Source organism: Bacillus paralicheniformis, assembly GCF_001042485.2.
In the GTDB taxonomy this organism is placed as follows: Bacteria; Bacillota; Bacilli; order Bacillales; family Bacillaceae; genus Bacillus; species Bacillus paralicheniformis.
In genome coordinates this window covers 379,287-401,087 of sequence record NZ_LBMN02000004.1, presented here as the reverse complement: position 1 = coordinate 401,087, position 21,801 = coordinate 379,287, and the positions used below count along the sequence as shown (strand labels likewise).

Below are 21,801 nucleotides of genomic sequence, written 5' to 3'. Positions count from 1 at the left end.
GATAGACGAACCCCCCGGACTTCACGGCGGTCCGGGGGGTTTTTTCCTATTGCTGAAGCAATCCCTTTTTCAGCTCGTCTGATGAACGGTCCCAAAGCCCTTGATCATGATTTTTCAGAAAATCGGCCAGAACGCGCTTGGAACTTTCATCCATGTGCTCGACAATAATCTTCCGCTTCATCGACTTATCCATTAAATTCACGTGCTCCGGAAGCGATTTGTAGCCGCGGCGGATGCTTCTGTCCACCGTCATTTCGCAAGCCGTCACCCCCGCATAATAAGGGCCTTCTTCCCTGCGGTCGATCGTAACCCACACAAGCCAGTAAGGTTTTCCGTTCGGCACCTCTTCCTTGTTCGGCAAAAATTTGATTCCTTTTTCAACCGTGCTGCGGGCGTGCATGGCGCCGATATCAACAAACGCTTCTTTCTCTTCGACATCGACAAAGACAGGCGAGATGTTGTCAAGGCTTAAAGCCCCTGCACCAAATCCCCCGTGTCCGTCCGTCGGATCGCTTTTAATAATATTGAATCCGATTGTTTTTTTCTTTTTTCCTTGTTCCATCAAAAATACCTCCTACATCAGCGGCCGGAAAACGCTGTTAAATATCGAGATGATATATTCCCGCCCTTCATTCAAAAACGGCCAGAATACATATTGGCCAAGCGGCGTAATGACGATGATCAGAAACACGATCGAGCCGTACGCTTCATATTTCGACAGCTTCGCCCGCACATCGGGGGCGACCACATCCTGTATAACCCGAAAACCGTCAAGGGGCGGGAACGGCATTAAATTAAACAGAAATAAAAGCAGGTTGAGATTCACCCAAATCGTAAAAAATTGAAGCAAGCCGCTGTAAAAACCGGAAGGCAGCGTCCCGGACAGCTTCACGGACAAAAGCAGCAATATAAAACCGATGAAAGCAAGGATCAGGTTGCTGATCGGTCCTGCGATTGACACGAGAAATCCGGCCAGCCTCGGATTTTTAAAATAAAAGCGGTTAACGGGCACCGGCTTTGCCCATCCGAATCCCAAAATAAAGATCAAAATCGTTCCAAACGGATCAAGATGCTTGAGCGGGTTGAGCGTCAGCCTGCCCTGCCGTTTGGCCGTCTCATCACCGAATTTGTATGCCACATATGCATGGGCGACCTCATGCACAGTGAATGCGGCAGCAAGTGTCAAAACAACATACGGAATCATTTCCAGCGGATAAATAAGAAAACGGTCTAAAATGTGGCTTTCCCTCTTTCTCATATACAAAGATTTACTATCTCCAGTATACTATAAGAGCAGCTGATGCTAAAGTAAGCAGCCATTTTTTAAAAGGAGGAGGAGAACATATGCCGTACGTAACGGTTCAAATGCTGGAAGGCCGCACAGATGATCAAAAAAGAAATCTGGTGAAAAAAGTGACCGAAGCCGTCTCCGAAACAACAGGCGCACCTGCAGAAAAAATCGCGGTCATCATTGAGGAATTGAAAAAGGAAAACTACGGTGTCGCCGGCAAACGAATGAGCGATATGTAATAAAAACGGCGTCTGCCGCTTACATGCGGGACGCCGTTTTTATTATTTATACCAAGCTTTATTTCTTGTGATCTGGCTATTGTGAGCCGAATCCCAGACATCGACCGTGTAGGCGTAGTCGTAGTTCATAATGCAGCGGATTCCGCTTCCTTGCGCATCGTGGTTCAAGCCGAAGTTATGGGAAAATTCGTGGGTCGCCGCTTTTGCCGTGTTGGCCGTTCCCTGGTCGAGGTTTACGCTGAAGGCGCTGCCGTTCGGCTTGCTGTTGTATACGTATGCGATGCCGCCGGCGTCAAAATTGCTGTTCGCCGTAAATCCGACGACAAATTTATAGCTGCGCCCGCTGAAATTGCTCTGAAGGTTTGATAGAATTTGAGAGCTGTTGCTGCCTGAAGAAGTCCAAGGCGCCACGGCTTCGACGACAAAATCAATATCGTGGTCCCTGTTGAACATGACATCCGCCTGCTCAATAATTTGGACGATTCTCGTCTGCCAATCGCTGTATTTCGCGCGATACTGAGCGTCAGCCACAGCCAGGACGCTCACTTTCTGACTGCCCGTGCCTGCCTGGGTTGAAAATGTCCCTTTGCTCGTATTCTTTTTAAACGTTTTTGTCCCCGTCACATTTCCTTTCTCATCCAATATTTTCGTATTGACCGTTCTTTCTATTTGAACTTTTCCTTTCAAGTCTTTAAAGTCTTTCGCTTTAGGCAAAGAATCGATATGAGTGCCTTTTACTTCATGGCCGTGTTCATGATCGTGCCCGTCAACCTTGGCGGCGCCTGCCGTCAAACCGGGGATGAGGCTGACGGAAAGTAATAGAGATAAGAATATAGAACGCTTTTTCACTGCTAATTCCCTCCTTTTTTTGAACGAATGAAAGATTCTGCTAGTTATCTAAAAATTCCTTCAATTCATCCAAAAAGAGGAAATATTACACGCGTTCTGTTTACTGCTCCTTTCTATTTCCCCACATAAATTCCAAAATGTTTACAATAAAACAAAACAAAAAACCTACCGTTTTCCGGCAGGCTTATGAACAAAGGTCTCTGAGTTTTTTTATGTAAGCGACGGCTTCATCGAATTCTTCGTCCGTATACCGCTGCTTGCTTTTTACGGTAAACACTTTTTCTCTGATCTCTTCCTGCTCCAGTCCTTCAAAATACAGAATCGTCGACACCAGTTCCAAAAAGCGCGATGACTGGCCGTTCACGTCGTCTATATAGGCTTTAATATCCCGCATATCCAGCTCACACTGGCTCAAAAACTGCGTTCCCGCTTCAGTGGGCGAATAGCGGTATTGATAATAGCCGCCTTTTTTTTCTTTGACTTCATGAAGAAATCCGAGATTGCAAAGTTCTTCGACTTGAAGCGTCAGCTCCTCTGAATAGGGCCCGTAAAAATGAAAATCATACTTTTCATAAAAGGGAAGCTCCAATTTCTTTGCGATATAAATGATTTTCTGCAGCTTTTTCCGCCCGACAATCTCCCCCGAATCCGAGAAGACCTTCATCAGCTTTGCATGTTCTTTTAACAAATCTCCGCCATCTCCTTCATCCTTTTCTTTCTATATCAGTCCGAGCAATTCTTTCATTCTTTTCGCATGACGGCCGTCAGGCAATCCTTCGATTAAATCGAGCGGGAAATACAGCTTATGGTCCGTTCTCCGCTTGCCTGATATCGCATCGACAATATCGGACTGCCGCGACAGCTCCTTAATCTGGCCGTTGTGCGTCAGCAATTGAATCGGGAGGCGCTCCTCTTCTTCCCCCGGTCTGTAGAAATCATAAGGAAGGTCTGAGGACGAATCCACCACAAGATAATAATCGGGATCAATCCCTGATTCTTTAAACAAGGCGGTCAGTTCAAAGTAAGTCGCCATTTCCTCATTCGGATTGAATTCCGCATACTGGAACAGCCTGCGGTTGATAAAACGGCGGCATAAATCAGACAAAACTTCATCCTCTTCTTTTTCCCAGGCCTGAAAATAATAAAGAATGATTGCTTCATCAAGACTCAAATAATCTTCCAATGTGACATTGCCTTCAAAAATAGAATAAAAATGCACAGGCGCATACGTGAAAACATAGCCTTCCTCATGAAGCTGCTTTGCACGGTGAAGAATCTTCGTCAAAATCACTTCCGCGCTTCTTGTCACAGGATGGAAATAGACCTGCCAGTACATCTGGTACCGGCTCATAATATAATCCTCAACGGCATGCATTCCGCTTTGCTTAATCACGATTTGGTCTTCGCGCGGCCGCATCACGCGGAGGATCCGCTCCATATCGAAATGGCCGTAGCTGACGCCGGTATAATAGGCGTCTCTCTGAAGATAGTCCATGCGGTCAGCGTCAATCTGGCTTGAGATCAGGCTGACGACCTGCTTGTTTTGATAGGTTTTCGCGATGACCTCAGCGACATCCTTTGCAAACGTCGGGCTCACCTTGTTTAACACCTGGTTAACTTCTGTATCGCCTAAAATGATCGCTCTCGTAAAATCTTCATGATCAAGCCGGAAGACCTTTTCAAACGAATGGGAAAACGGGCCGTGCCCCAAATCGTGCAGCAATGCGGCGCAAAGGCACAGATCACGCTCGCTGTCATCCCATTCCTCCCTGCCTTTAAAAACGTCATCAACCATTCTTCTGACAATTTCATAGACGCCGAGAGAATGGTTGAAACGGCTGTGTTCGGCTCCGTGAAACGTCAAATAGGTCGTTCCAAGCTGTTTGATTCTGCGCAGTCTCTGAAATTCACGGGTTCCGATCAAGTCCCATATCAGCTTGTCCCGTACATGGACATAGCGGTGAACAGGATCTTTAAACACTTTTTCTTCTGATAATTTTCCGTTTGGATACGCCATTTTTGTCCCTCTTTTTTTCAAACGTGAGGCAAACTGATCGCTGCCCATCCGTCTCTTTTTCTTCGGAGAACTAAATGTATATTGTAAGTATTGCCCGATCTGCTTGTTTTCTTTTAGGTCTGTTTCTATTATATCGAGTCTGCTTTTTTGAAAACATCCTTGAATTTACCCGGCTATTTGTTCCAGACTGCAAAAAAGCCGGCAAACAAGCAAAAACGCCTGACCCGTTAGGGAGGCGGTTATTTTTTGAGTTTCTTTTTCACTTTTTCGATCAGCTCGTCTTCATCAGGAGCTGACAGCGGACGATTATTGACAAACGCGAACGATTTTTTTCGTCCCGGCCCGCAGTAAGACTGGCAGCCGATTTCCACTTTTGCATCCGGATCGATTTCTTTCAGACGGGGCAAAAGCGTCTTTAAATTAGTGGCCTGACAATCGTCGCATACTCGAAATTCATTAGCCATTTCATACGCTTCCTTTCGTTTTGTTCATCTGTCTTTATGAAAGGCATTCAACCGTGCCGAACTTTGATAAAAAATGACACCATCCTTCATTTTACAAGGATTCTTTCATTCCTGCAAGGATCGCGCTAAAAAAATCAGTTCCTATTCTTTTAGCAAACTTGTATAAATATTTTCCAAAATGGACAATCTAATACCAATACTGACAATGGGAGTTGAGAAGTGATGAAACAAAGACAAGACGCTTGGTCTGAAGAGAATGATTTACTGCTTGCTGAAACGGTATTGCGGCATGTCAGAGAAGGCAGCACACAGCTGAACGCCTTCGAGGAAGTCGGAGACAGACTGAACAGGACATCAGCCGCCTGCGGTTTTAGATGGAACGCGGTTGTCCGCCACCAATACGAAAAAGCATTGCAGCTGGCTAAAAAACAAAGGAAGCAAAGAATGCGCGCCCTTGGAAACGGCCAGCCGGCGAAAAAACGCTTATTATACAAGCCGCCTGTCGAAACAGAGGCTGAACCGCCTGCAGAAAGCGTCATTGAGCAGCAGAAAGCAACCGCCGATTCAAGCGAACAGCAGCCGATCGCCAGCGAGCATCTGCCTTATATTGATGAGAGCTTTAAAGAAGAGTTAGCTAGTTTATCGCACCTTCTATCGCCAAACCAGCCGCAGGCAGGCCATTCAGCCGATTCATCGAAAGACATGACGATCGATGATGTGATCCGCTTCCTGCAAAACTACACAGGAAACGAAGCACAGACTGCCGCTTTAAAAATGGAAAATGACCGCTTAAAACAGGAAAATGAAGAGCTGACGAAAAAAGTTGAAAAGCTTGAAGCTGAAGTCAAAAAGCTGGAAAAAGACCAGTCGACCATCCAGGAAGACTACGAAACGCTCGTAAAAATTATGAACCGTGCAAGAAAACTAGTTTTATTCGAAGAAGACGAACACGCTGCGCCCGCCTTCAAAATGGACCGGAACGGCAATTTAGAAAAAATGGCTGAATAGCGCTTTCAGAGGGTGCGGCAAAGAGACAGAACTGAAAACGCATAAAAATTTGCCGATACGCTGATACCCCTTTCTTGAAAAAAGGGGGTATTTTTTACCTCTGCGGCTTGCTTTCATATGACAAAAATTTCATAATAGGGATAGCAATTTATAAGGCGGGGTATTCGATGAAGTTTGTTTTATATGCGGTTCAGTTAGGCACGGCAGCCCTTTTGTTTTTGTTTTCTGCATTGGCAAGCTGGTATCAAGGCAGCGAGCTTTTAAAGGTGCCGTGGGAGTGGAAATATACAGCCAAGTTTACAAAACTGCTCTATGGAGAGGACTCCATAAAATACGCACACGATATTTCCCAGCTTGATTTTTTCGTCTACGCGGCCAAACATACGCCGGCAACCGTAATTTTAATGGCTGTCAGTTTGGCGTATATCATCGCTTTGGCGGCTTATCTTCTCATCAAAACATATGTAAAACGAAAAAGCGCTTTAAGCGCAGCATAAAAAAACCGCTTCGGAAGCGGTGAAGTGTGACAAAATCCTGAAACGTTCAACCGTTTTAGGATTTTGCCGTCTATGAAGCATTTTCTCAATCCGCTAGAGGCAGCCGCGGTTTTTCGCCGCTTTAAGCATGCCTGGCAACGAATATAACGGGAGCGCAGAGGCTCTTCTTCTATCCAAAAACTTTTTCATTCCGCTCAATCATACGGACAAGGTTTTTTTCATAGGCTTCTTCTTCTGCGGGCGTGAGGGGGCCTTGATAAATCTCCCCGCCCAGCTCTTTCAGCTGTGTCAGAAGCAAGAGCATCAAGTCCTGCACCGAGATGTCTTCATTGAGAAGCTCAGAGAGCGAAGCCATCGTTTCCGGGCGAATATCGGGATAAACGGCTTTTGTTTTCCCGCGCATGTCTTTCAATGCGGTGTCGTAGAAACGTTTGATCAGCTCAGCGCGACCGCTTCCGCTTTGATCAGCGCATAAATAAATTTGAACAGCCACTCCGCCTCTCAGCCGCCTCTGGGAAATTCCCGCAAACTTCCTTCCCCCGATGCTCAAATCAAAGCTCCCCGGACAGTAAGAGCCTTTGATTTCATAGGCTTCGATTGCTGCGTCATAGGATGACAGCATTCGCTTAACGAGCTCAAACATCGCTTCATAGCCCCGGTCGATATCAATTCCGTTTTTCTTATCCTGAAAAATCAGCGAAACGTTTAAAACCCCTCTGTCCAAAACGACGGCCAGTCCGCCGGAATTGCGAACGATGACTTGATAGCCCGCTTCTTCAAGCAATGAAATCCCGTCTTGTAAATAAGGAAGCCTTGTATCCTGAATTCCGAGCACGATCGTGTCATGGTGCACCCAGGAACGCGCCGTCGCCGGAGACAAACCCTTTCCGACAGAAGCGCACAGCGTATCATCTATCGCAAATGATTGTTTTGCATCAAAATATGGGCCGAGGCTGGATTGGTCAATAATTCTCCATTTCGGCTGGATGAGTAGATCAATCGGTTGCTTTGCCATATATATTGTAAACCCTTTCGTTATGCATTTCAGCCAACATCCATTATACCATTTACGAAAACATGATGTGGGATTTTTTCTTATCTCCGGCGCTTCTCCTTCATTCATGTGACGCTTAAAGACGGTTCTCCGAATTCGAGCGGCAGCCCGACGTAATTTTCGGCAAGACTTTGAGCGGCCGCTGTTGAGGTTGTGACATGGTCAAGCTCAGCCAATTGAATTTGGTAGTCAAATGGCGTGTAGCCGTGATGACGGTGCAGCAGGGATGTCATATACCAGGAAAAGCGCTCCGCTTTCCAGACGCGGCGGAGGCAAGCCTCAGAATAGCGGTCCAGCCGTTCGGTTTTGCCAGCTTCGTAATAGTCTTCGAGCGCCCACGCAAGCCGTTGGACATCCGCCATCGCAAGATTCAGGCCTTTCGCACCGGTCGGCGGTACAATATGCGCGGCATCCCCCGCTAAATACAGTCTGCCGTATTGCATTGGATCGCATATAAAGCTTCTCATCGAGACAATGTTCTTTTGAATCACAGGGCCTTCAGTCAGCTTCCATCCGTCATCGGCCGACAGCCTTAAATGAAGCTTCTCCCATATCCTTTCGTCCGGCCAGTTCCCGATTGAATCTGAAGGGCTGACTTGCAGGTAAAGCCGCTGGATTTCCGGAGTCCTCGTGCTGACGAGGGCAAACCCGTCCTCATGATGGGCATACACAAGTTCAGACGAGGACGGAGGGGCTTCAGCCAATATGCCGAGCCATCCGTATGGGTACACCTTTTCGTACTCTTTGCGGATCTCCCTCGGAATGCTTTGTCTGCTCGGCCCATGAAATCCGTCGCACCCCGCAATGAAATCGCAGGTCAGTTCTTCTGTATCGCCGTTTTCAGTCTGATAAGTGATGACGGGCGCTTCTCTATCAATATTTGACAGGCGGACGCCAGACACATTGAAAACGATGCGCCCTTCCGATTGCAGACGGACGTCGATTAAATCTTTGATCACTTCATGCTGGGGATAGATGGCAATGTACTTTCCTCCCGTCAGCTTGTGCATATCAATTCTGTGCCGCTTGCCGCCAAAGCGGATCTCAATCCCTTGATGAAACATGGCTGTTTTCATCATCCGTTCACCGGCGCCTGTTTCATTTAGCAAATCTACCGTCATCTGTTCAAGAACGCCTGCACGGATGGTTTCTTCAATCTCCTTTCGCGAGCGGGATTCGATCACGACCGCTTCGATTCCCCGGCGTTGGAGCAGGTTTGCGAGCATAAGCCCGGCAGGCCCCGCTCCGATAATTCCCACTTGTGTCCGCAAAATGGTTTCCTCCCTTTATCCATGTTTTGATGTGGCTTCTAACGTAAACTCGGCGCTTTCCGATTTAGAGACAAAATCAAATGAAGCATGCTTCTCTTGGACGAGCATGATGCCAAGCGCAGCAAAAACACTCGGGATCGCGAACACCATGAAAGCCTGCTTCGGCTCCATCCCGGCAGCAAGAATCAATGCAAACAGCGAAGGGGCAATGATCGCTCCGAGTCTGCCGACCCCGAGCGCCCAGCCGATTCCGGTCGCTCTGATTTCTTTCGGATAATATTCTGAAATATAAGGATTGGCGATATTTTGCGCTCCGACAGTGCATGCTCCGCCTAAAGCAATCAGCAAGTACAGAAGAACGGCGTTCATCGTCATTCCAAACGCTGCAAAACAAAAGGCCCCGATGACATACATCGCCGCAAGCACTTTTTTATGGCCGGCCTTCTCTGCCAAATATCCGCCGAGTACCGCTCCTGCGGCTTGTCCGCTGCACAGCGCCAGATTAAATGACAAGCTTGACGACAGCCCGTAACCTGACTCCTGCATCATTTTCGGAAGCCATGTATTTAAGCCGTAGACCATGAGAAGGCAGCTGAAAACGGAAAGCCAGAATGCGAATGTGCTCGCTGCACGTTTTTGTTCGAACAGTTTTTTAACTGGAAAGCCCTTCTTTTCTTTCGCAATCACCGAAATTTGATAATTGTCGTCTTCCCTGTACCGTCCCGCCGGATGCACCTGATTGAGAATCTCAGCCAACGCTTTCGTCTTCTTCTTCAAAACGTAAAATGACAGAGATTCGGGGAACCGGCTGAAAAAAAACGGGAGCACAAAGAGCGGCACGGCTCCGATCAGATACAGCACTCTCCAGCTTGTCCCGGGCACGGCGAACATGCCGACGAGAGACGCCAGCACACCGCCTGCGGAATAGCCGCAATACATGGCGGCTACGATCACCGCTCTGTTTTTTTTCGGCGAATATTCGGTCATCAGCGAAATCGCATTTGGCATCAACCCGCCCATTCCAAGAGCAGCAAGAAACCGCATGATCGTAAACAAAAGCGGAGAATCGATCAGCCCGGCCAATGCCGTAAACAGGCTGAACAGAAAAATACAGAAGCCTAACACCTTTTTGCGGCCGTATTGATCTGCGAGCGATGAAAAAATAAGTGCGCCGAGCATCATACCGATCAATGTATAGCTGCCGATCGCTCCGGCTTGAATGGCGGTCAAGCTCCATTCCTCCATCAGCCACGGCAAGCTGACGCCGTACATCGCAATATCATAACCGTCAAAGGCGATGGCGAAAAAACACCATAGGAAAACAGTCAGATGCACTTTGTTGAATTTGCTGGCCGCCATGATTTCTGCTGGATGAACTGAACGATTTTTCATGTTTCCCTCCACGATTCTAATCGTATTACGAAAACAGCTTAACGCACGGTGTCTTTTTCATTGAAAGCGTGCGTGCGAGCTTTTTGCCCCGCAGGTTCGAATGCCATGACGACATTGGAGCTCCCGGAAGACTGGCCGTATCCGTAAAACGTGCTTTTACATCCGTCTTCAAGCACGCCCAAAAGCATTGCAATGTGACGGCCGCCAGCTTCAAGTCCGGCATTTTTAGCATATTGAGGCAGCATCTGCTGAGCAGATATAAGATCGTTGTCTGTTAAATAGGTTAAAAATTGAGCATCGAGGGCCTGTTCGGCCAAAGTCGGCATGCATTCGGGCCCTCTCACCAAATGGTGGCTGAGTGCCCCGCTGCTGATGAACACGATTTTCTTTCTGCTTTCCTTCAGTACTCTTCCGGCAATCCGGCCCCACAAATACGTTTCTTCCAGGTTCGCCGCCAATGTAACCGATAAATCGATGACCGGAATATCCCCTTTTGGAACGAGATAGCGCAGCGGAACAACTGTCCCGTAGTCCCAGCAGTAGGCGGGATCGTTGATAGGAATGACGGAAAGCCCCTCTTTTGCGCCGGCTTCGGCCAACTGCAGCGCCAATTCCGTGTCCCCGGGGTAAGAATACGGAACATCGGAAATTAAATTCGGGCACTCCAAAGCTGTTAAAACGCCTTGATGATCGGGAGCCGCATCGATCAGATGATCGAAGCTTGACGTCCAGTGACAGGAAATCAAGACAACGGCATCAGGCTGAATTCTTTCGATGATCCCGGAGAGCCGCTTCATCCCTTTGACCAGCTCTTTTTGAAAGTCAGGGGTTTTATCTTCAAAGCACATCCTCGGTGTATGCGGAACAAGCGCCGCCAATTCGATTGACATGTAGATTCCTCCCGTCGCCTTCTTTAAGGTCTTAATTTTGAAACCGGTGTTCCGCCTATGCCCCAGTGGCTTTTAGGAATTTCGGTGACAAGAACACGGACGTTTTCCCTCGGAGCATCAAGGGTGGCGCTCAACGTTTCCGTCACTTTTTGAATGACTTCCTCGACCTTTTCAGGCGGCCGGCCTTCTAATAATTGAATATGAACGATCGGCATATGATCACCTCAGGTTATGATTGGACTGAAAATGATACATCTCCTAGTCCTTCTACTTGTGCTGAAACGCGGTCGCCCGGCTGCAGCATGACAGCTCCCGTTACACCGCCCGTTAAAATGATGCTTCCGGCCGCAAGCTTTTGTTTCTTCCTGGAGAGCATATTGGCGAGCATGGCCGCCGAATTTGCGGGATGTCCGACAACTGCTGCACCAGTGCCCTGCTCTTTGACCTCGCCGTTTATCACTAAAGAGACTTTTGCTTCATCAAGCTTGAAATGGTCCGGCATCTTCACTTTTTCACCTAACACCACCCTTGAAGATGACGCATTGTCCGCAATGACATCAGGCAGGGTAAATGAGAAGTTTTCATAACGGCTGTCAATCACTTCAAGAACGGGAATCAATTCAGCAACGGCTTCAAGGACCTTCTCCTTTGTAACACCCGGCCCTTCAATATCCTTTCCAAGCACAAAAGCAATCTCGGCTTCAACCTTCGGGTGAATCAGCTCGTTCATCCGGATGCTTCCGCCGTTTGGTACGATCATATCTTCAAAAATATAACCGTAGATCGGCTCCTCGACGTTCATCTGCTCCATTTTCGCCCGGCTTGTCAGGCCCATTTTCGGACCGATAATGCCGTTGCCATCCCATAATTTCAGTTGAATCAGTTCTTCTTGAATCGCATACGCCTCTTCGACGGTCAGCTCCGGGTAGTCCTTTGTGATTCTTTCAACCTCGCGCTTCTCTGTTTCAGCAAGATACAAGAGGCGCGCCGTATCCTTCAATGCTGTGGCATTCATCCGTTTTCCTCCTTTTACAGCTTGATGCAAATATTGGTTAATTCGCTGAAGAATTCGAGGCTGTGAATGCCTCCTTCTCGTCCGAGCCCGCTCTGTTTCATGCCGCCAAACGGTGTCCGAAGATCGCGGAGAAACCAGCTGTTGACCCATACCATGCCCGATTCGATTTGCCCGGCTACGCGGTGCGCCCGGCGGAGGTCGTTCGTCCATACGGTCGCGCTTAATCCGTAATGTGTATCATTAGCCTGTGCAATAACTTCCTCCTCTTCGTCGAACGGAATCACCGTCACGACCGGCCCGAAGATTTCTTCTTTGATGAGCCTGGAATTGCGGGAAAGTCCGGTGATAATAGTCGGTTCAAGAAAGCAGCCGGATTCCTGTCCTTCAGGGCGTTTTCCTCCGGTTAAAATAACGCCGCCTTCCCGTTTGGCCAATTCGATGTAGTTCATCACACGCTCGGTGTGTTCAGAAGAAATTAAGGCGCCGATATTCGTATCCGGATCAAAAGGATCGCCGACTTTGAGCTCTTTCGTTTTCTCAACGAACTTGTTCAGAAATTCGTCATACGCTTCCCGCTCGACATAGATGCGGGAGCCGCTCATACATACTTCGCCCTGGTTGACGAAACTCGATTTCAATGAGATGCTGACGGCTTCCTCCATGTCGGCATCGGCAAAAATAATATTCGGGTTCTTTCCTCCCAATTCAAAGGAAAGTTTCTTTAATGTTTTCGAAGCAGCTTCCATAATGATTTTGCCGGTTGTCGTTTCTCCCGTGAAAGATATCGCATCAACATCGGGATGCTCAGAAAGCGCAGCGCCGGCGGAATCAGGCCCAAACCCGTGGACGATGTTGACGACTCCGTCAGGCATTCCTGCATCATGGCAGATTTCCCCGAGGAGCGTGGCTGTCAGCGGCGTCAGTTCAGCCGGTTTGATGACGGCTGTATTTCCCGCCGCCAGACAAGGCGCCAATTTCCACGTCAGCAAAAGCAGCGGCAAGTTCCACGGATTGATCAGCCCGACGACGCCGACCGGACGGCGGATCGCATAATTGATTGCAAGATCGTCAGTTTGATAAGCTTCTGTTCCGGCTCCTCTCATAAAATCCGCAAAAAAATGAAAGTTGAAAGCAGCCCGCGGAATATCTAAATTACTTGAGAGCGAAAGCGGCTTCCCCGTATCCAATGTCTCGAGCCTTGCCAGTTCGTCTTTACGCTCAAGTATGATGTCGCCGACCTTTCTGATGATCCGAATCCTTTCGTCAGCGGTCATGTTTTTCCAGCGTCCGTTTAAAGCACGCCTTGCGGCCGCGACTGCAAGATCGACCTCTTTTTTGCCTCCTTCCGCAACGCTCCCGATGATTTCCTGTGTAGCCGGATTGATGTTGTCAAACGTACTGCCGTTCTCTGAAGGAAAGTACCTGCCGTTTATGTAGTGCTGACAGTCAAAAGGTTTTACGAGTTTTGCCGATGGGGTCTGAACATTCATATTCTACAAACATCCTCCTTTTCAAATCCTTTCCATTAAGTTAAATGATTTTAAACGACAAGAAAACAGCAATGTTCCTCTATGCGGAACAACTCAGACATTTTTTCCGAAAATTTGATATTTTCCGCTTTTTTATTTTTAAAATCATGTTATATTATGGAATAAAAGGCAACGAAAACAAGGGAGAGAGTTGAGGAACCTATGACTGTTGAGACAAAGGACCACCAGCTGCTCGGTTCAGTAAAAAATGCACTTCGTCTGCTTCAATCGTTTACATTAGAGACACCGGAAAAGAAACTAACCGAACTCGCCTCATCGCTCGGCCTCGGAAAAAGCACAGTATCGCGCCTTTTGACTACATTGGAAAGCGAAGGGTTTGTCATGAAGGACCCGGAATCCAGAAGATACAAGCTCGGCTTATCGGTTCTGAAGTTAAACACCATTGTCAACTCCACTCTTGAAATCAACCGCGAATCCCAGCCGGTCCTCAAACGGCTGACAGAAGAGACCGGCGAAACGTCGCATATTGCGATGCGACGCGAGCTCAGCGTCGTTTATCTCAATCGGACGGAATGCCCCCGCCCTGTCGAACTTCTCTCATATATCGGGCGGCAAAACCCGATGCATTGCACAAGCTCGGGCAAGGTGCTTCTCGCCTTTGACGAAGACGGCATATTGGATGAGTATGTGAAGGAAGGCTTGAAAAGCTGTACAAAACAAACGATTACAGACGAGGACAAATTGAGGGAGGCGCTGAAAACCGTTAAAGAAAACGGGTTTGACGTCAGTTGCGGGGAATTCATTGATGGTGTCACATCCATCTCAGCTCCCGTCAGAAACCACGCGGGACGAGTGTTGTACGCCGTCAGTGTCGTAGGTCCGGCAGAACGCATAAAGGCCCGGCAGGCGAAAATCGTATACCAAGTGAAAAAAGCGGCCCGGGATATTTCCGAAAGAATCGGGTACTGGAAACGAATATAAAAATTGGGGGAATCGGCTTTGTATGATCTTCACACGCACTTTATACCGCACGATGTGCTGCTTTGGCTGGACGACAATGAAAAGAAGGTCCACGCCGTCCGCGAAAAAAAGGATGGCCGCCAAGCGGAGTTTTTGACGGTCAATCACAAATGGGGCTTTGAATTAAAAGAGCTGTTCTACCAGGAAGCTTTATATTTGGAAGCCCAGCAGGAAGCCGGCGTCTCACACTCATTGGTATCGCCGGTTCCCCAGCTTTTCCTTTACGATCTCGCCGAAGAAATCACAGACGAATTGTCCTTTGTATACAACAAAGCGCTTGCCGGATGGGTTAAAAAACACGACGGCCGCCTTTCAGGCCTCGGCACCGTCCCGCTGAACAGCCCTTTAAAGGCGAGCGAGCGCCTGAATGAAGCGATGAACAACGGCCTTAAAGGAGCGATTATCGGCCCCGGCGCTTCGCAAATGCTTCTCTCAGACGAAGCATTTACACCGTTTTGGGAAACGGCTGACAGAAGAAAAGCGATTATCTTTATCCATCCGCTCCTTTCTGAAGATCCGCGGCTTCGCCGCAGGATGCTGCCAAATTTGATCGGCGTTCCGTGGGAAACGACAATTTGCGCCGCTGATCTTTTGTTAAGCGGGTTTACAGACCGTTTTCGCAATGTGAAAATTCTGCTGGCGCACGGCGGCGGCTTTTTGCCCTATCAGATCGGAAGACTGGACAAAGGATATGACAAATGGGCCGGCGTTTCTTCATCGCTTTCGGCGCCGCCGCGCGAATATTTGCGGAAGTTTTGGTTTGACAGCGTGCTGTGGGAGAAAGAAAGTGCGGCATATTTAAAGAAGCTCATCGGAGAAGACCGCCTTGTTCCGGGTTCCGATTTTCCTTTTGACCTTTGTCAGTGGCCGCCTCTCGATCCCGGTCGGAAAGGGGCGGAATCTCTGCTGAATGTAGCGATTGAAGCATAAAAAAAGGCGAACCTCTTCAGGTTCACCTTTTTCAAAAACAAATTACAGCGCTTGAACTGCCGTAATCAGCGCAAGATTATAAACGTCTTCAGCGTTGCATCCTCTGGAGAGGTCGTTTACAGGCATGTTCAGCCCTTGCAGAATCGGACCGACCGCTTCGAAGTTGCCGAGGCGCTGAGCGATTTTATAGCCGATGTTCCCCGCTTCAAGGCTTGGGAAAACAAATACGTTTGCATCACCTTTAATGACGGAGTCCGGCGCTTTTTTCTCGGCGACAGATGGAACGAATGCCGCATCAAATTGGAATTCGCCGTCCAGTGTAAGCTCAGGCGCTTTTTCTTTGGCGATCGCAACCGCATTGGCTACCTTTTCAGTTTCGTCTGATTTTGCAGAGCCTTTTGTTGAAAAGCTGAGCATGGCGACACGAGGGTCAATGTTGAACATTTTCGCTGTGTTCGCACTTTCGATTGCAATTTCCGCAAGGTCCTGACTGTCAGGCGCAATATTGATCGCACAGTCTGCAAATACATACTGCTCATCGCCGCGCGCCATGATAAACACGCCGGAAGTTTTCTTCACGCCTTCTTTTGTTTTAATAATTTGCAGCGCAGGGCGAACCGTATCCGCTGTTGAATGAGCCGCACCGCTGACAAGACCGTCGGCAAGCCCTTTATAAACAAGCATCGTTCCAAAATAGTTCTCATCTAAAAGGATTTGGCGGGCCTGTTCTTCCGTCGCTTTTCCTTTGCGGCGTTCAACGAAAGCCTGAACAAGGTCTTCCATTCCTTCGTATGTATGAGGATCGTATATGTCAACGCCATCCAGCGTCAAATTCAACCCGTTCGCTTTATCTTTGATTTCCTGCTCGTTTCCCACAAGGATCGGCTTTAATACGTTGTTTCCGGCCAAATCGTTGACAGCTTTGAGAATGCGCTCGTCCATACCTTCCGGAAATACGATTTTAACTCCTTTTCCTGCTACTTTTTCCTGCACTGTTGTAAATAGATCTGCCACTATATACCCTCCTTGAAAGTGTCACAAATACTTCATTTCTCTATTAAGCATACTCTTTTGTGATATAAATTCAATCCTTCTGTATTTTATTATAATGCTTTCACTTTTTAAACGCTTTTTTTAAATTAATTTAAGTGCGGCAGGGTTTAAACACTTCTATTAGTATATAACAGCCTTTCCCAGTTATACGACAGATCGTCACCTTTTGTTCAAATCTTCTAAACGGATAAAACGCGGCAAACTATGATATGATGAAGGCAAGTACATACAAATTGGGAGTGATTGCAAAATGAGCGAACAGCAAAAAACGAACGAAGCCGCCCAAACGCTTGACGGCTGGTATGCCCTTCACGATTTCCGGACAATGGACTGGTCCGCATGGAAAATGCTTTCAAGCGATGAGCGCCAGATCATTATCAGCGAATTTACAGGTCTTCTCGAAAAATGGGGAGCTGCTCAAAAAGAAGGAAACGGAAGCCACACGCTATACAGCATCGTCGGCCAAAAAGCGGACTTCATGCTGATGATTTTGCGTCCTACGATGGAGGAATTAAATCAAATTGAACTTGAGTTCAATAAATCCAAACTCGCTGAATACACGATACCTGCTTATTCATACGTATCCGTTGTCGAGCTGAGCAACTATATGGGAAGCGGCGAGGGAGACCCTTACGAAAATCCGCAAGTGCGTGCGCGCCTGTACCCTGAGCTCCCGAACGCCAAATATGTCTGCTTCTATCCGATGGATAAAAGAAGATCGGGCGATGACAACTGGTACATGCTGTCTATGGAAGAGAGAAGAAGCTTGATGCGCAGCCACGGGATGATCGGCCGCGGCTATGCGGGCAAAGTGAAACAGATTATTACCGGCTCAATCGGATTTGACGATTATGAGTGGGGTGTCACGCTCTTTTCAGATGATGTGCTCCAGTTCAAAAAGCTCGTCTATGAAATGCGCTTCGATGAAGTAAGCGCCCGGTACGGTGAATTCGGTTCATTCTTTGTCGGCAACCGCCTCGCAAATGAACAGCTGCCTGCATTTTTGCATGTGTAATGATAAAAAGCTCCAAAGACCTCGGTCTTTGGAGCTTTTTTGCCTATTACTTGCAGTTACACGGCTGTGTAGGCGGAGTCGCCCTTTTTTGCACCTCGATTGAAGATTCGGCATAGAAAGTCGATCCGAGCCCCAGCACTCTGTTCTCCGCCCGGAATGTATACTTTCCTGCGGCAGGCAGCGTTTTGTTTGCCAGCACAAGCTTAAACTCCGCAATACCCAACAGATCAATTGTAAGCGGCAGCCTTACCGTTTTTCCGTTATTCAAAATTTGCCCTGTAGTCAACGCTCTTCCGTTCACGGTATCTTTCGTTGTTGCGGAAAATCCCGACGGCAATGTAAATTCAACCGTTCCCAGCGCCAGGATTGAATTCGGACGATACGTCAGCTCAATATCCGAGAACGACCACTCCTGTTTGTTGGCACCTGTTATAGTCGCATACAAGGAAGCGTTCGCAGCCGGGCGGTAGACAGATTCAGTTTTGGTTGTTTGAGCGCTAGCCTGGAACGAAGGCAGAAAAATCGAAACCATCATCACGAGACTAACCGCCAAGATTGACAATTTAGAACGATACATTCTTTTCAACACAGCAATTCCCCCTAGTCATCATTTTTTTCATCATTCGTCATGACGAAAGCGTACAAGAAAGGCAACATCAAGCAACGCCTTCTTCCCAAAGCGCCGGCACTTTGGTGATTTCTATTAAAAACTACCATTTTTTCAACAGGTAGTAAATGTTTTCCATGTCATATTTTTAAAAGAAATGCAAAATAATAGAATTTAACCAGGCGTTGCTCCTCTTGATTTTCTTCGCTGTTCTTTAGTAAAGGACAAAAGACCCGTCTGCATTCCTTCTCTTCATTCTCCTGATTTTTGTTGACAAACGGTGTATCTGGCTGTACATTATTGACATTATTGAAACATGACCATCTGCGTTTAAATTTGAAATCACCTTGCTTTTTCTCCATTCATGTTTTGACTGAATGGATGAAGAAAGGAACGAAAAAATGCCTAAATTGGTTTCTTCAAATCTTGTAAAAGGTAAGATCATCAATATTAGTCCGCCGCAGACGCTGGCGCTCAGTTTCTTGATTATCATTGCCATCGGCGCCTGTTTATTGAAGCTGCCCGGCGCATCCACTACTTAAATCTCATGGGTGGATGCTTTATTCACGGCCACCTCTGCAACTACGGTAACTGGGCTTGTTGTTGTCGATACAGGGGCAGATTTTACGGTTTTCGGACAAACAGTTATTATGTGCCTGATTCAAATCGGCGGACTCGGCTTAATGACGTTTGCCGTTCTCGTCATCATGATGATCGGCAAAAAAATCGGCCTGCAGCAGCGGATTCTCGTTCAAGAAGCATTTAACCAGACTTCTTTAGGCGGACTTGTCCGCCTGGTCAAGCATTTGTTTATTTTCACCATTGTCATAGAATTTGTCGCATTTTTGATCCTTTCGATCAGATGGGTTCCTGAATACGGTTTGCAAAAAGGCTTGTTTCATAGTTTGTTTAACACGATTTCAGCCTTTAACAATGCGGGGTTCTCCCTGTGGCCGGACAACTTGTCTCAATATGTGGGCGACCCGATTGTCAACATTGTCATCACAGGCCTTTTCATTACAGGGGGTATCGGCTTTACCGTTCTGCTGGATTTATGGACAAAGCGAAACTTCCGGACATTATCGCTGCATTCCAAGCTCATGATCGTTGGAACATTGATCATCAATACGACAGCCGCCTTGCTGATTTTTATTTTGGAATACTCGAATCCAGGTACGCTCGGCGGACTGCCTTTAGCCGACAAAATGTGGGGCGCTTACTTCCAGGGTGTGACACCGAGAACTGCCGGATTCAATACGCTTGATATCGCCCAGATGACAACGCCGTCCCTCCTGTTAACCATCGTTTTGATGTTTATCGGAGCCGGAAGCGCGTCAACAGGAAGTGGAATTAAACTGACAACGTTTATCGTGATGATCTTGGCGACGATCACCTTTTTAAGGGGAAAAAGCGAAACGGTTGTGTTCAAAAGGGCGATTAAAATGAAAACCATTTTAAGAGCTTTGGCCATCATTGTGATCAGTTTTTTATTCGTGCTTTTCGCATTATTTATATTGACGATCACAGAGAATGCTCCATTTTTGGAAATCGTCTTTGAAGTATTTTCCGCTTTTGGAACGGTCGGCCTGTCGATGGGACTGACACCTGATTTAACGACCGCAGGCAAAGCGGTTATCATGATGATGATGTTTATCGGCCGCGTCGGGCCTCTCACTATGGCGTTTACGCTGGCCAAGCCGAAGAAGGCGCCGATCCGCCATCCTGAAGATGAAGTGATCACAGGTTAATATGCAAAAAGACCGCTCTTTTCACGAGCGGTCTTTTTGTTTTTCTCTTTCCAACATGATGTGTCGTCATATTCCATCCCGCCCGTTCATACTGTAAAAGGGATGGGAAATATTGATCTATCATCTTGAGTCTTTTACAGCCGGATCGTCTTCATAGCAGCACTTTATCATTCCTCATGTATGGACGGTAGGCATGACTTTGACACAATGAAATGAGGAGGAACGAGATGAAATTTAAAAAAAATCAGATTCAGCCGCTTCAGGAGCTTGAAATGCCGGATTTCCGGCAGCAAATGGGGCCCAACCCTTATCCGCAGATGGGGCAGATGGGGCAAATGTACCAGCAGCATGGACAGCAGCCTTTCACCCAAACGGGGGGGCAGCAATCGTATCAGCAGCCCGGCCCACAGCTGTTCCAGCCGCAGCCGGCAGGAGTCCAGGTCCCTCCGATGCCTTCAGCACAGCAGACTTCACCGAGTATCCCCGGCATGCTGCCGCTTGAGCAATCCTACATTGAAAATATTTTGCGGCTCAATCGCGGAAAAGTGGCAACCGTATATATGACATTTGAAAACAATCCGGAATGGAATGCGAAAGTCTTTCGGGGAGAAATTGAAGCAGCCGGCCGCGACCACATTATTTTAAGCGACAGAAAAACAGGCACACGCTATTTGCTGCTGATGGTGTATCTTGACTATATTACGTTTGATGAGCCGATCACTTATGATTATCCGTATTCAATGGCCTCATATACCCCAAGATAAAGGTTCGGTTTCATTAAAACCGAACCCTTTTTTTATAGATATTAAGCAAAGTTTCTCACATCATTATTACGTTTGAATTTGTAAATAACGATGAGGAAAAAGACAGCAGCGAAAGCAAACAGGATCATGATATTCAAATACAGACCTTGAAGCTGCTGTCCCTCCTGCAATTTTGCCAGCGTATCCAGCACCCACCGCTGCGGAAGAAAGTCCGCGATACGCTGTGCGAAAGACGGCATGATTTCAATCGGCCAAAAACATCCGGACAGCATGATCGTCGGCATAAATATTAAATTTCGCAATACCCCGGATGACTTAGAGCTATTTGCAAAGACGACGGTGATCAGCGCCAGGCCGACCGCGCTTATCGCAAAAATCAACAGCACCGCTGCCATCTCCCAAAATGAGATGCCAGTCTCCATCCGGAACACATATTTCACCATTATCAATGTTAAAAAGATTTGGCATGCGATGACAGACATACTGACGGCCACATTGGACATAACGTACTGTCTTGCCGTTATCGGTGTGGTCAAAAGCCTGAAATACGTTCTGTTCTCTTTTTCCTTCACTAACAGTTCGGTCAAGCTTCCCGCTGAAAAAAGCATCGCCATCAGAAGAAAACCGACCGTCCGCTCCGTCATGTTTCTATTTTTCGCCGTGTCTTCAACCGTATATGTTTTGACACCCGTTTCAGAACTCCGGTAATTTTTATACATTTCCTCAAAACGCTTTTCATTCCCCTGCGCCGATTTGCCGATTGCGGCGATATTATCAATGTAATGATAAACATACGATTTCACAAACCCGGTGATTTCAGCGCCTTTGACAGATGCAATGGCGATATGAGCCGGTTCTCCGCTCTGCACGCTTTGAGAAAAGCCTTGTTCAAACGTAATGACGCAATCAAGCTCCCCTGACGCAATTTGACTTTTCCCTTCTGCTTCACTGACCGCGCTGATGTTGACATTCTCGATCCCCTTCAAAAAATCCTTAGTATCTTCGGCGATTCGTCCGCCGTCATGATTGATAATTCCGACGCGCAAATCTGTCTTGTCCATGCTTCCCTCTGTTAAAAGCGATACGAATATGCCTAGCAAGGGCAGACATACGAACAGAAAGATATTGATTTTCTTTTTGAAGGTGACATTCAGTGTGTTTTTGACAAGCCATAGCATTTCTTTCAT

At 47.4% G+C, this 21,801-nt stretch carries 23 protein-coding genes and 1 pseudogene; 8 read left to right on the top strand and 16 right to left on the bottom strand.

Translation table 11 applies throughout. The features are described 5' to 3' along the window. Positions 1-46: 46 nt before the first annotated feature. Together ACH97_RS04275 and ACH97_RS04270 are read right to left on the bottom strand one after the other, a co-directional pair. Positions 47-562 carry a YwhD family protein gene (locus ACH97_RS04275; RefSeq protein ID WP_020453305.1) on the bottom strand — a complete coding sequence of 172 codons (516 nt, stop codon included), beginning with the start codon at positions 560-562 and terminating at the stop codon, positions 47-49. A gap of 12 nt (positions 563-574) precedes the next feature. Further along, the gene (locus ACH97_RS04270; protein WP_035400430.1) at positions 575-1,258 is read right to left on the bottom strand and encodes a site-2 protease family protein; all 684 of its coding nucleotides are present in this window, start codon (positions 1,256-1,258) and stop codon (positions 575-577) included. A gap of 86 nt (positions 1,259-1,344) precedes the next feature. Here ACH97_RS04270 and ACH97_RS04265 point away from each other — a divergent pair, with 86 nt between their 5' ends. After that, positions 1,345-1,530, top strand: a complete 186-nt coding sequence (locus ACH97_RS04265) for a 2-hydroxymuconate tautomerase (RefSeq protein WP_025810627.1) — start codon at positions 1,345-1,347, stop codon at positions 1,528-1,530. Between the two features lie 42 nt (positions 1,531-1,572). Here ACH97_RS04265 and ACH97_RS04260 read toward each other — a convergent pair whose 3' ends face one another. The 4 genes from ACH97_RS04260 to ACH97_RS04245 form a co-directional block, all read right to left on the bottom strand. Next, positions 1,573-2,379: a zinc-dependent metalloprotease gene (locus tag ACH97_RS04260; RefSeq protein WP_025810626.1), complete on the bottom strand. Its 807-nt coding sequence runs from the start codon at positions 2,377-2,379 to the stop codon at positions 1,573-1,575. Between the two features lie 184 nt (positions 2,380-2,563). Beyond that, positions 2,564-3,067, bottom strand: a complete 504-nt coding sequence (locus ACH97_RS04255; RefSeq protein WP_023857045.1) for a YwgA family protein — start codon at positions 3,065-3,067, stop codon at positions 2,564-2,566. Between the two features lie 30 nt (positions 3,068-3,097). Then, a complete protein-coding gene (locus tag ACH97_RS04250) occupies positions 3,098-4,396 on the bottom strand; it encodes an HD domain-containing protein (protein WP_023857044.1) in 1,299 nt (432 codons plus the stop codon). Positions 4,397-4,635: 239 nt separating this feature from the next. Next, positions 4,636-4,860: a YuzB family protein gene (locus ACH97_RS04245; RefSeq protein ID WP_003186096.1), complete on the bottom strand. Its 225-nt coding sequence runs from the start codon at positions 4,858-4,860 to the stop codon at positions 4,636-4,638. Between the two features lie 219 nt (positions 4,861-5,079). Between ACH97_RS04245 and ACH97_RS04240 the strand changes: the two genes are divergently transcribed. Together ACH97_RS04240 and ACH97_RS04235 are read left to right on the top strand one after the other, a co-directional pair. Further along, positions 5,080-5,868, top strand: coding sequence for an RsfA family transcriptional regulator (locus tag ACH97_RS04240; RefSeq protein WP_155519888.1), 789 nt, complete (start codon positions 5,080-5,082; stop codon positions 5,866-5,868). A gap of 167 nt (positions 5,869-6,035) precedes the next feature. After that, entirely contained in the window at positions 6,036-6,365 is a 330-nt protein-coding gene (locus ACH97_RS04235; protein WP_023857042.1) for a YjdJ family protein, read from the top strand. Positions 6,366-6,534: 169 nt separating this feature from the next. Here the strand turns inward: ACH97_RS04235 and lipL are convergent, their stop codons facing one another. The 7 genes from lipL to ACH97_RS04200 all read right to left on the bottom strand — a co-directional run bounded on the left by lipL (position 6,535) and on the right by ACH97_RS04200 (position 13,477). Next, a complete protein-coding gene (gene lipL / locus ACH97_RS04230; protein ID WP_048350411.1) occupies positions 6,535-7,380 on the bottom strand; it encodes an octanoyl-[GcvH]:protein N-octanoyltransferase in 846 nt (281 codons plus the stop codon). Positions 7,381-7,484: 104 nt separating this feature from the next. Further along, entirely contained in the window at positions 7,485-8,690 is a 1,206-nt protein-coding gene (gene pobA / locus ACH97_RS04225; protein ID WP_048350410.1) for a 4-hydroxybenzoate 3-monooxygenase, read from the bottom strand. Positions 8,691-8,705: 15 nt separating this feature from the next. Then, a complete protein-coding gene (locus ACH97_RS04220; RefSeq protein ID WP_048350409.1) occupies positions 8,706-10,082 on the bottom strand; it encodes an MFS transporter in 1,377 nt (458 codons plus the stop codon). Positions 10,083-10,120: 38 nt separating this feature from the next. Next, positions 10,121-10,972, bottom strand: a complete 852-nt coding sequence (locus tag ACH97_RS04215; RefSeq protein ID WP_023857038.1) for a DODA-type extradiol aromatic ring-opening family dioxygenase — start codon at positions 10,970-10,972, stop codon at positions 10,121-10,123. 23 nt (positions 10,973-10,995) lie between these two features. After that, a complete protein-coding gene (locus ACH97_RS04210; protein ID WP_020453317.1) occupies positions 10,996-11,187 on the bottom strand; it encodes a 4-oxalocrotonate tautomerase in 192 nt (63 codons plus the stop codon). 14 nt (positions 11,188-11,201) lie between these two features. Next, complete coding sequence (locus tag ACH97_RS04205) at positions 11,202-11,987, bottom strand: 2-keto-4-pentenoate hydratase (RefSeq protein ID WP_023857037.1); 786 nt, start codon at positions 11,985-11,987, stop codon at positions 11,202-11,204. A 14-nt stretch (positions 11,988-12,001) separates the two neighbouring features. Continuing rightward, the gene (locus ACH97_RS04200) at positions 12,002-13,477 is read right to left on the bottom strand and encodes an aldehyde dehydrogenase (protein ID WP_025810619.1); all 1,476 of its coding nucleotides are present in this window, start codon (positions 13,475-13,477) and stop codon (positions 12,002-12,004) included. A 201-nt stretch (positions 13,478-13,678) separates the two neighbouring features. On the opposite strand from ACH97_RS04200, the gene ACH97_RS04195 reads away from it, so the two are divergent. Continuing rightward, positions 13,679-14,458: an IclR family transcriptional regulator gene (locus tag ACH97_RS04195; RefSeq protein WP_026580260.1), complete on the top strand. Its 780-nt coding sequence runs from the start codon at positions 13,679-13,681 to the stop codon at positions 14,456-14,458. Positions 14,459-14,476: 18 nt separating this feature from the next. Next, on the top strand, positions 14,477-15,427 hold the full coding sequence (locus ACH97_RS04190) for an amidohydrolase family protein (RefSeq protein ID WP_048350408.1): 951 nt from the start codon (positions 14,477-14,479) through the stop codon (positions 15,425-15,427). Between the two features lie 42 nt (positions 15,428-15,469). Here ACH97_RS04190 and pta read toward each other — a convergent pair whose 3' ends face one another. Next, positions 15,470-16,441, bottom strand: coding sequence for a phosphate acetyltransferase (gene pta, locus ACH97_RS04185; RefSeq protein WP_020453322.1), 972 nt, complete (start codon positions 16,439-16,441; stop codon positions 15,470-15,472). 289 nt (positions 16,442-16,730) lie between these two features. On the opposite strand from pta, the gene hemQ reads away from it, so the two are divergent. Continuing rightward, entirely contained in the window at positions 16,731-17,495 is a 765-nt protein-coding gene (gene hemQ / locus ACH97_RS04180; protein ID WP_020453323.1) for a hydrogen peroxide-dependent heme synthase, read from the top strand. A 46-nt stretch (positions 17,496-17,541) separates the two neighbouring features. Here hemQ and bslA read toward each other — a convergent pair whose 3' ends face one another. Next, complete coding sequence (gene bslA, locus ACH97_RS04175; RefSeq protein WP_173636670.1) at positions 17,542-18,081, bottom strand: biofilm surface layer hydrophobin BslA; 540 nt, start codon at positions 18,079-18,081, stop codon at positions 17,542-17,544. Between the two features lie 422 nt (positions 18,082-18,503). Between bslA and ACH97_RS04170 the strand changes: the two are divergent. Next, positions 18,504-19,850 (top strand): annotated as a pseudogene (locus ACH97_RS04170) (TrkH family potassium uptake protein). 227 nt (positions 19,851-20,077) lie between these two features. Then, entirely contained in the window at positions 20,078-20,614 is a 537-nt protein-coding gene (gene gerQ / locus ACH97_RS04165) for a spore coat protein GerQ (RefSeq protein ID WP_020453327.1), read from the top strand. Between the two features lie 41 nt (positions 20,615-20,655). Here gerQ and ACH97_RS04160 read toward each other — a convergent pair whose 3' ends face one another. Further along, positions 20,656-21,801 (bottom strand): ABC transporter permease, encoded by a 1,146-nt coding sequence (locus tag ACH97_RS04160; RefSeq protein ID WP_048350407.1) that lies wholly within the window; start codon positions 21,799-21,801, stop codon positions 20,656-20,658.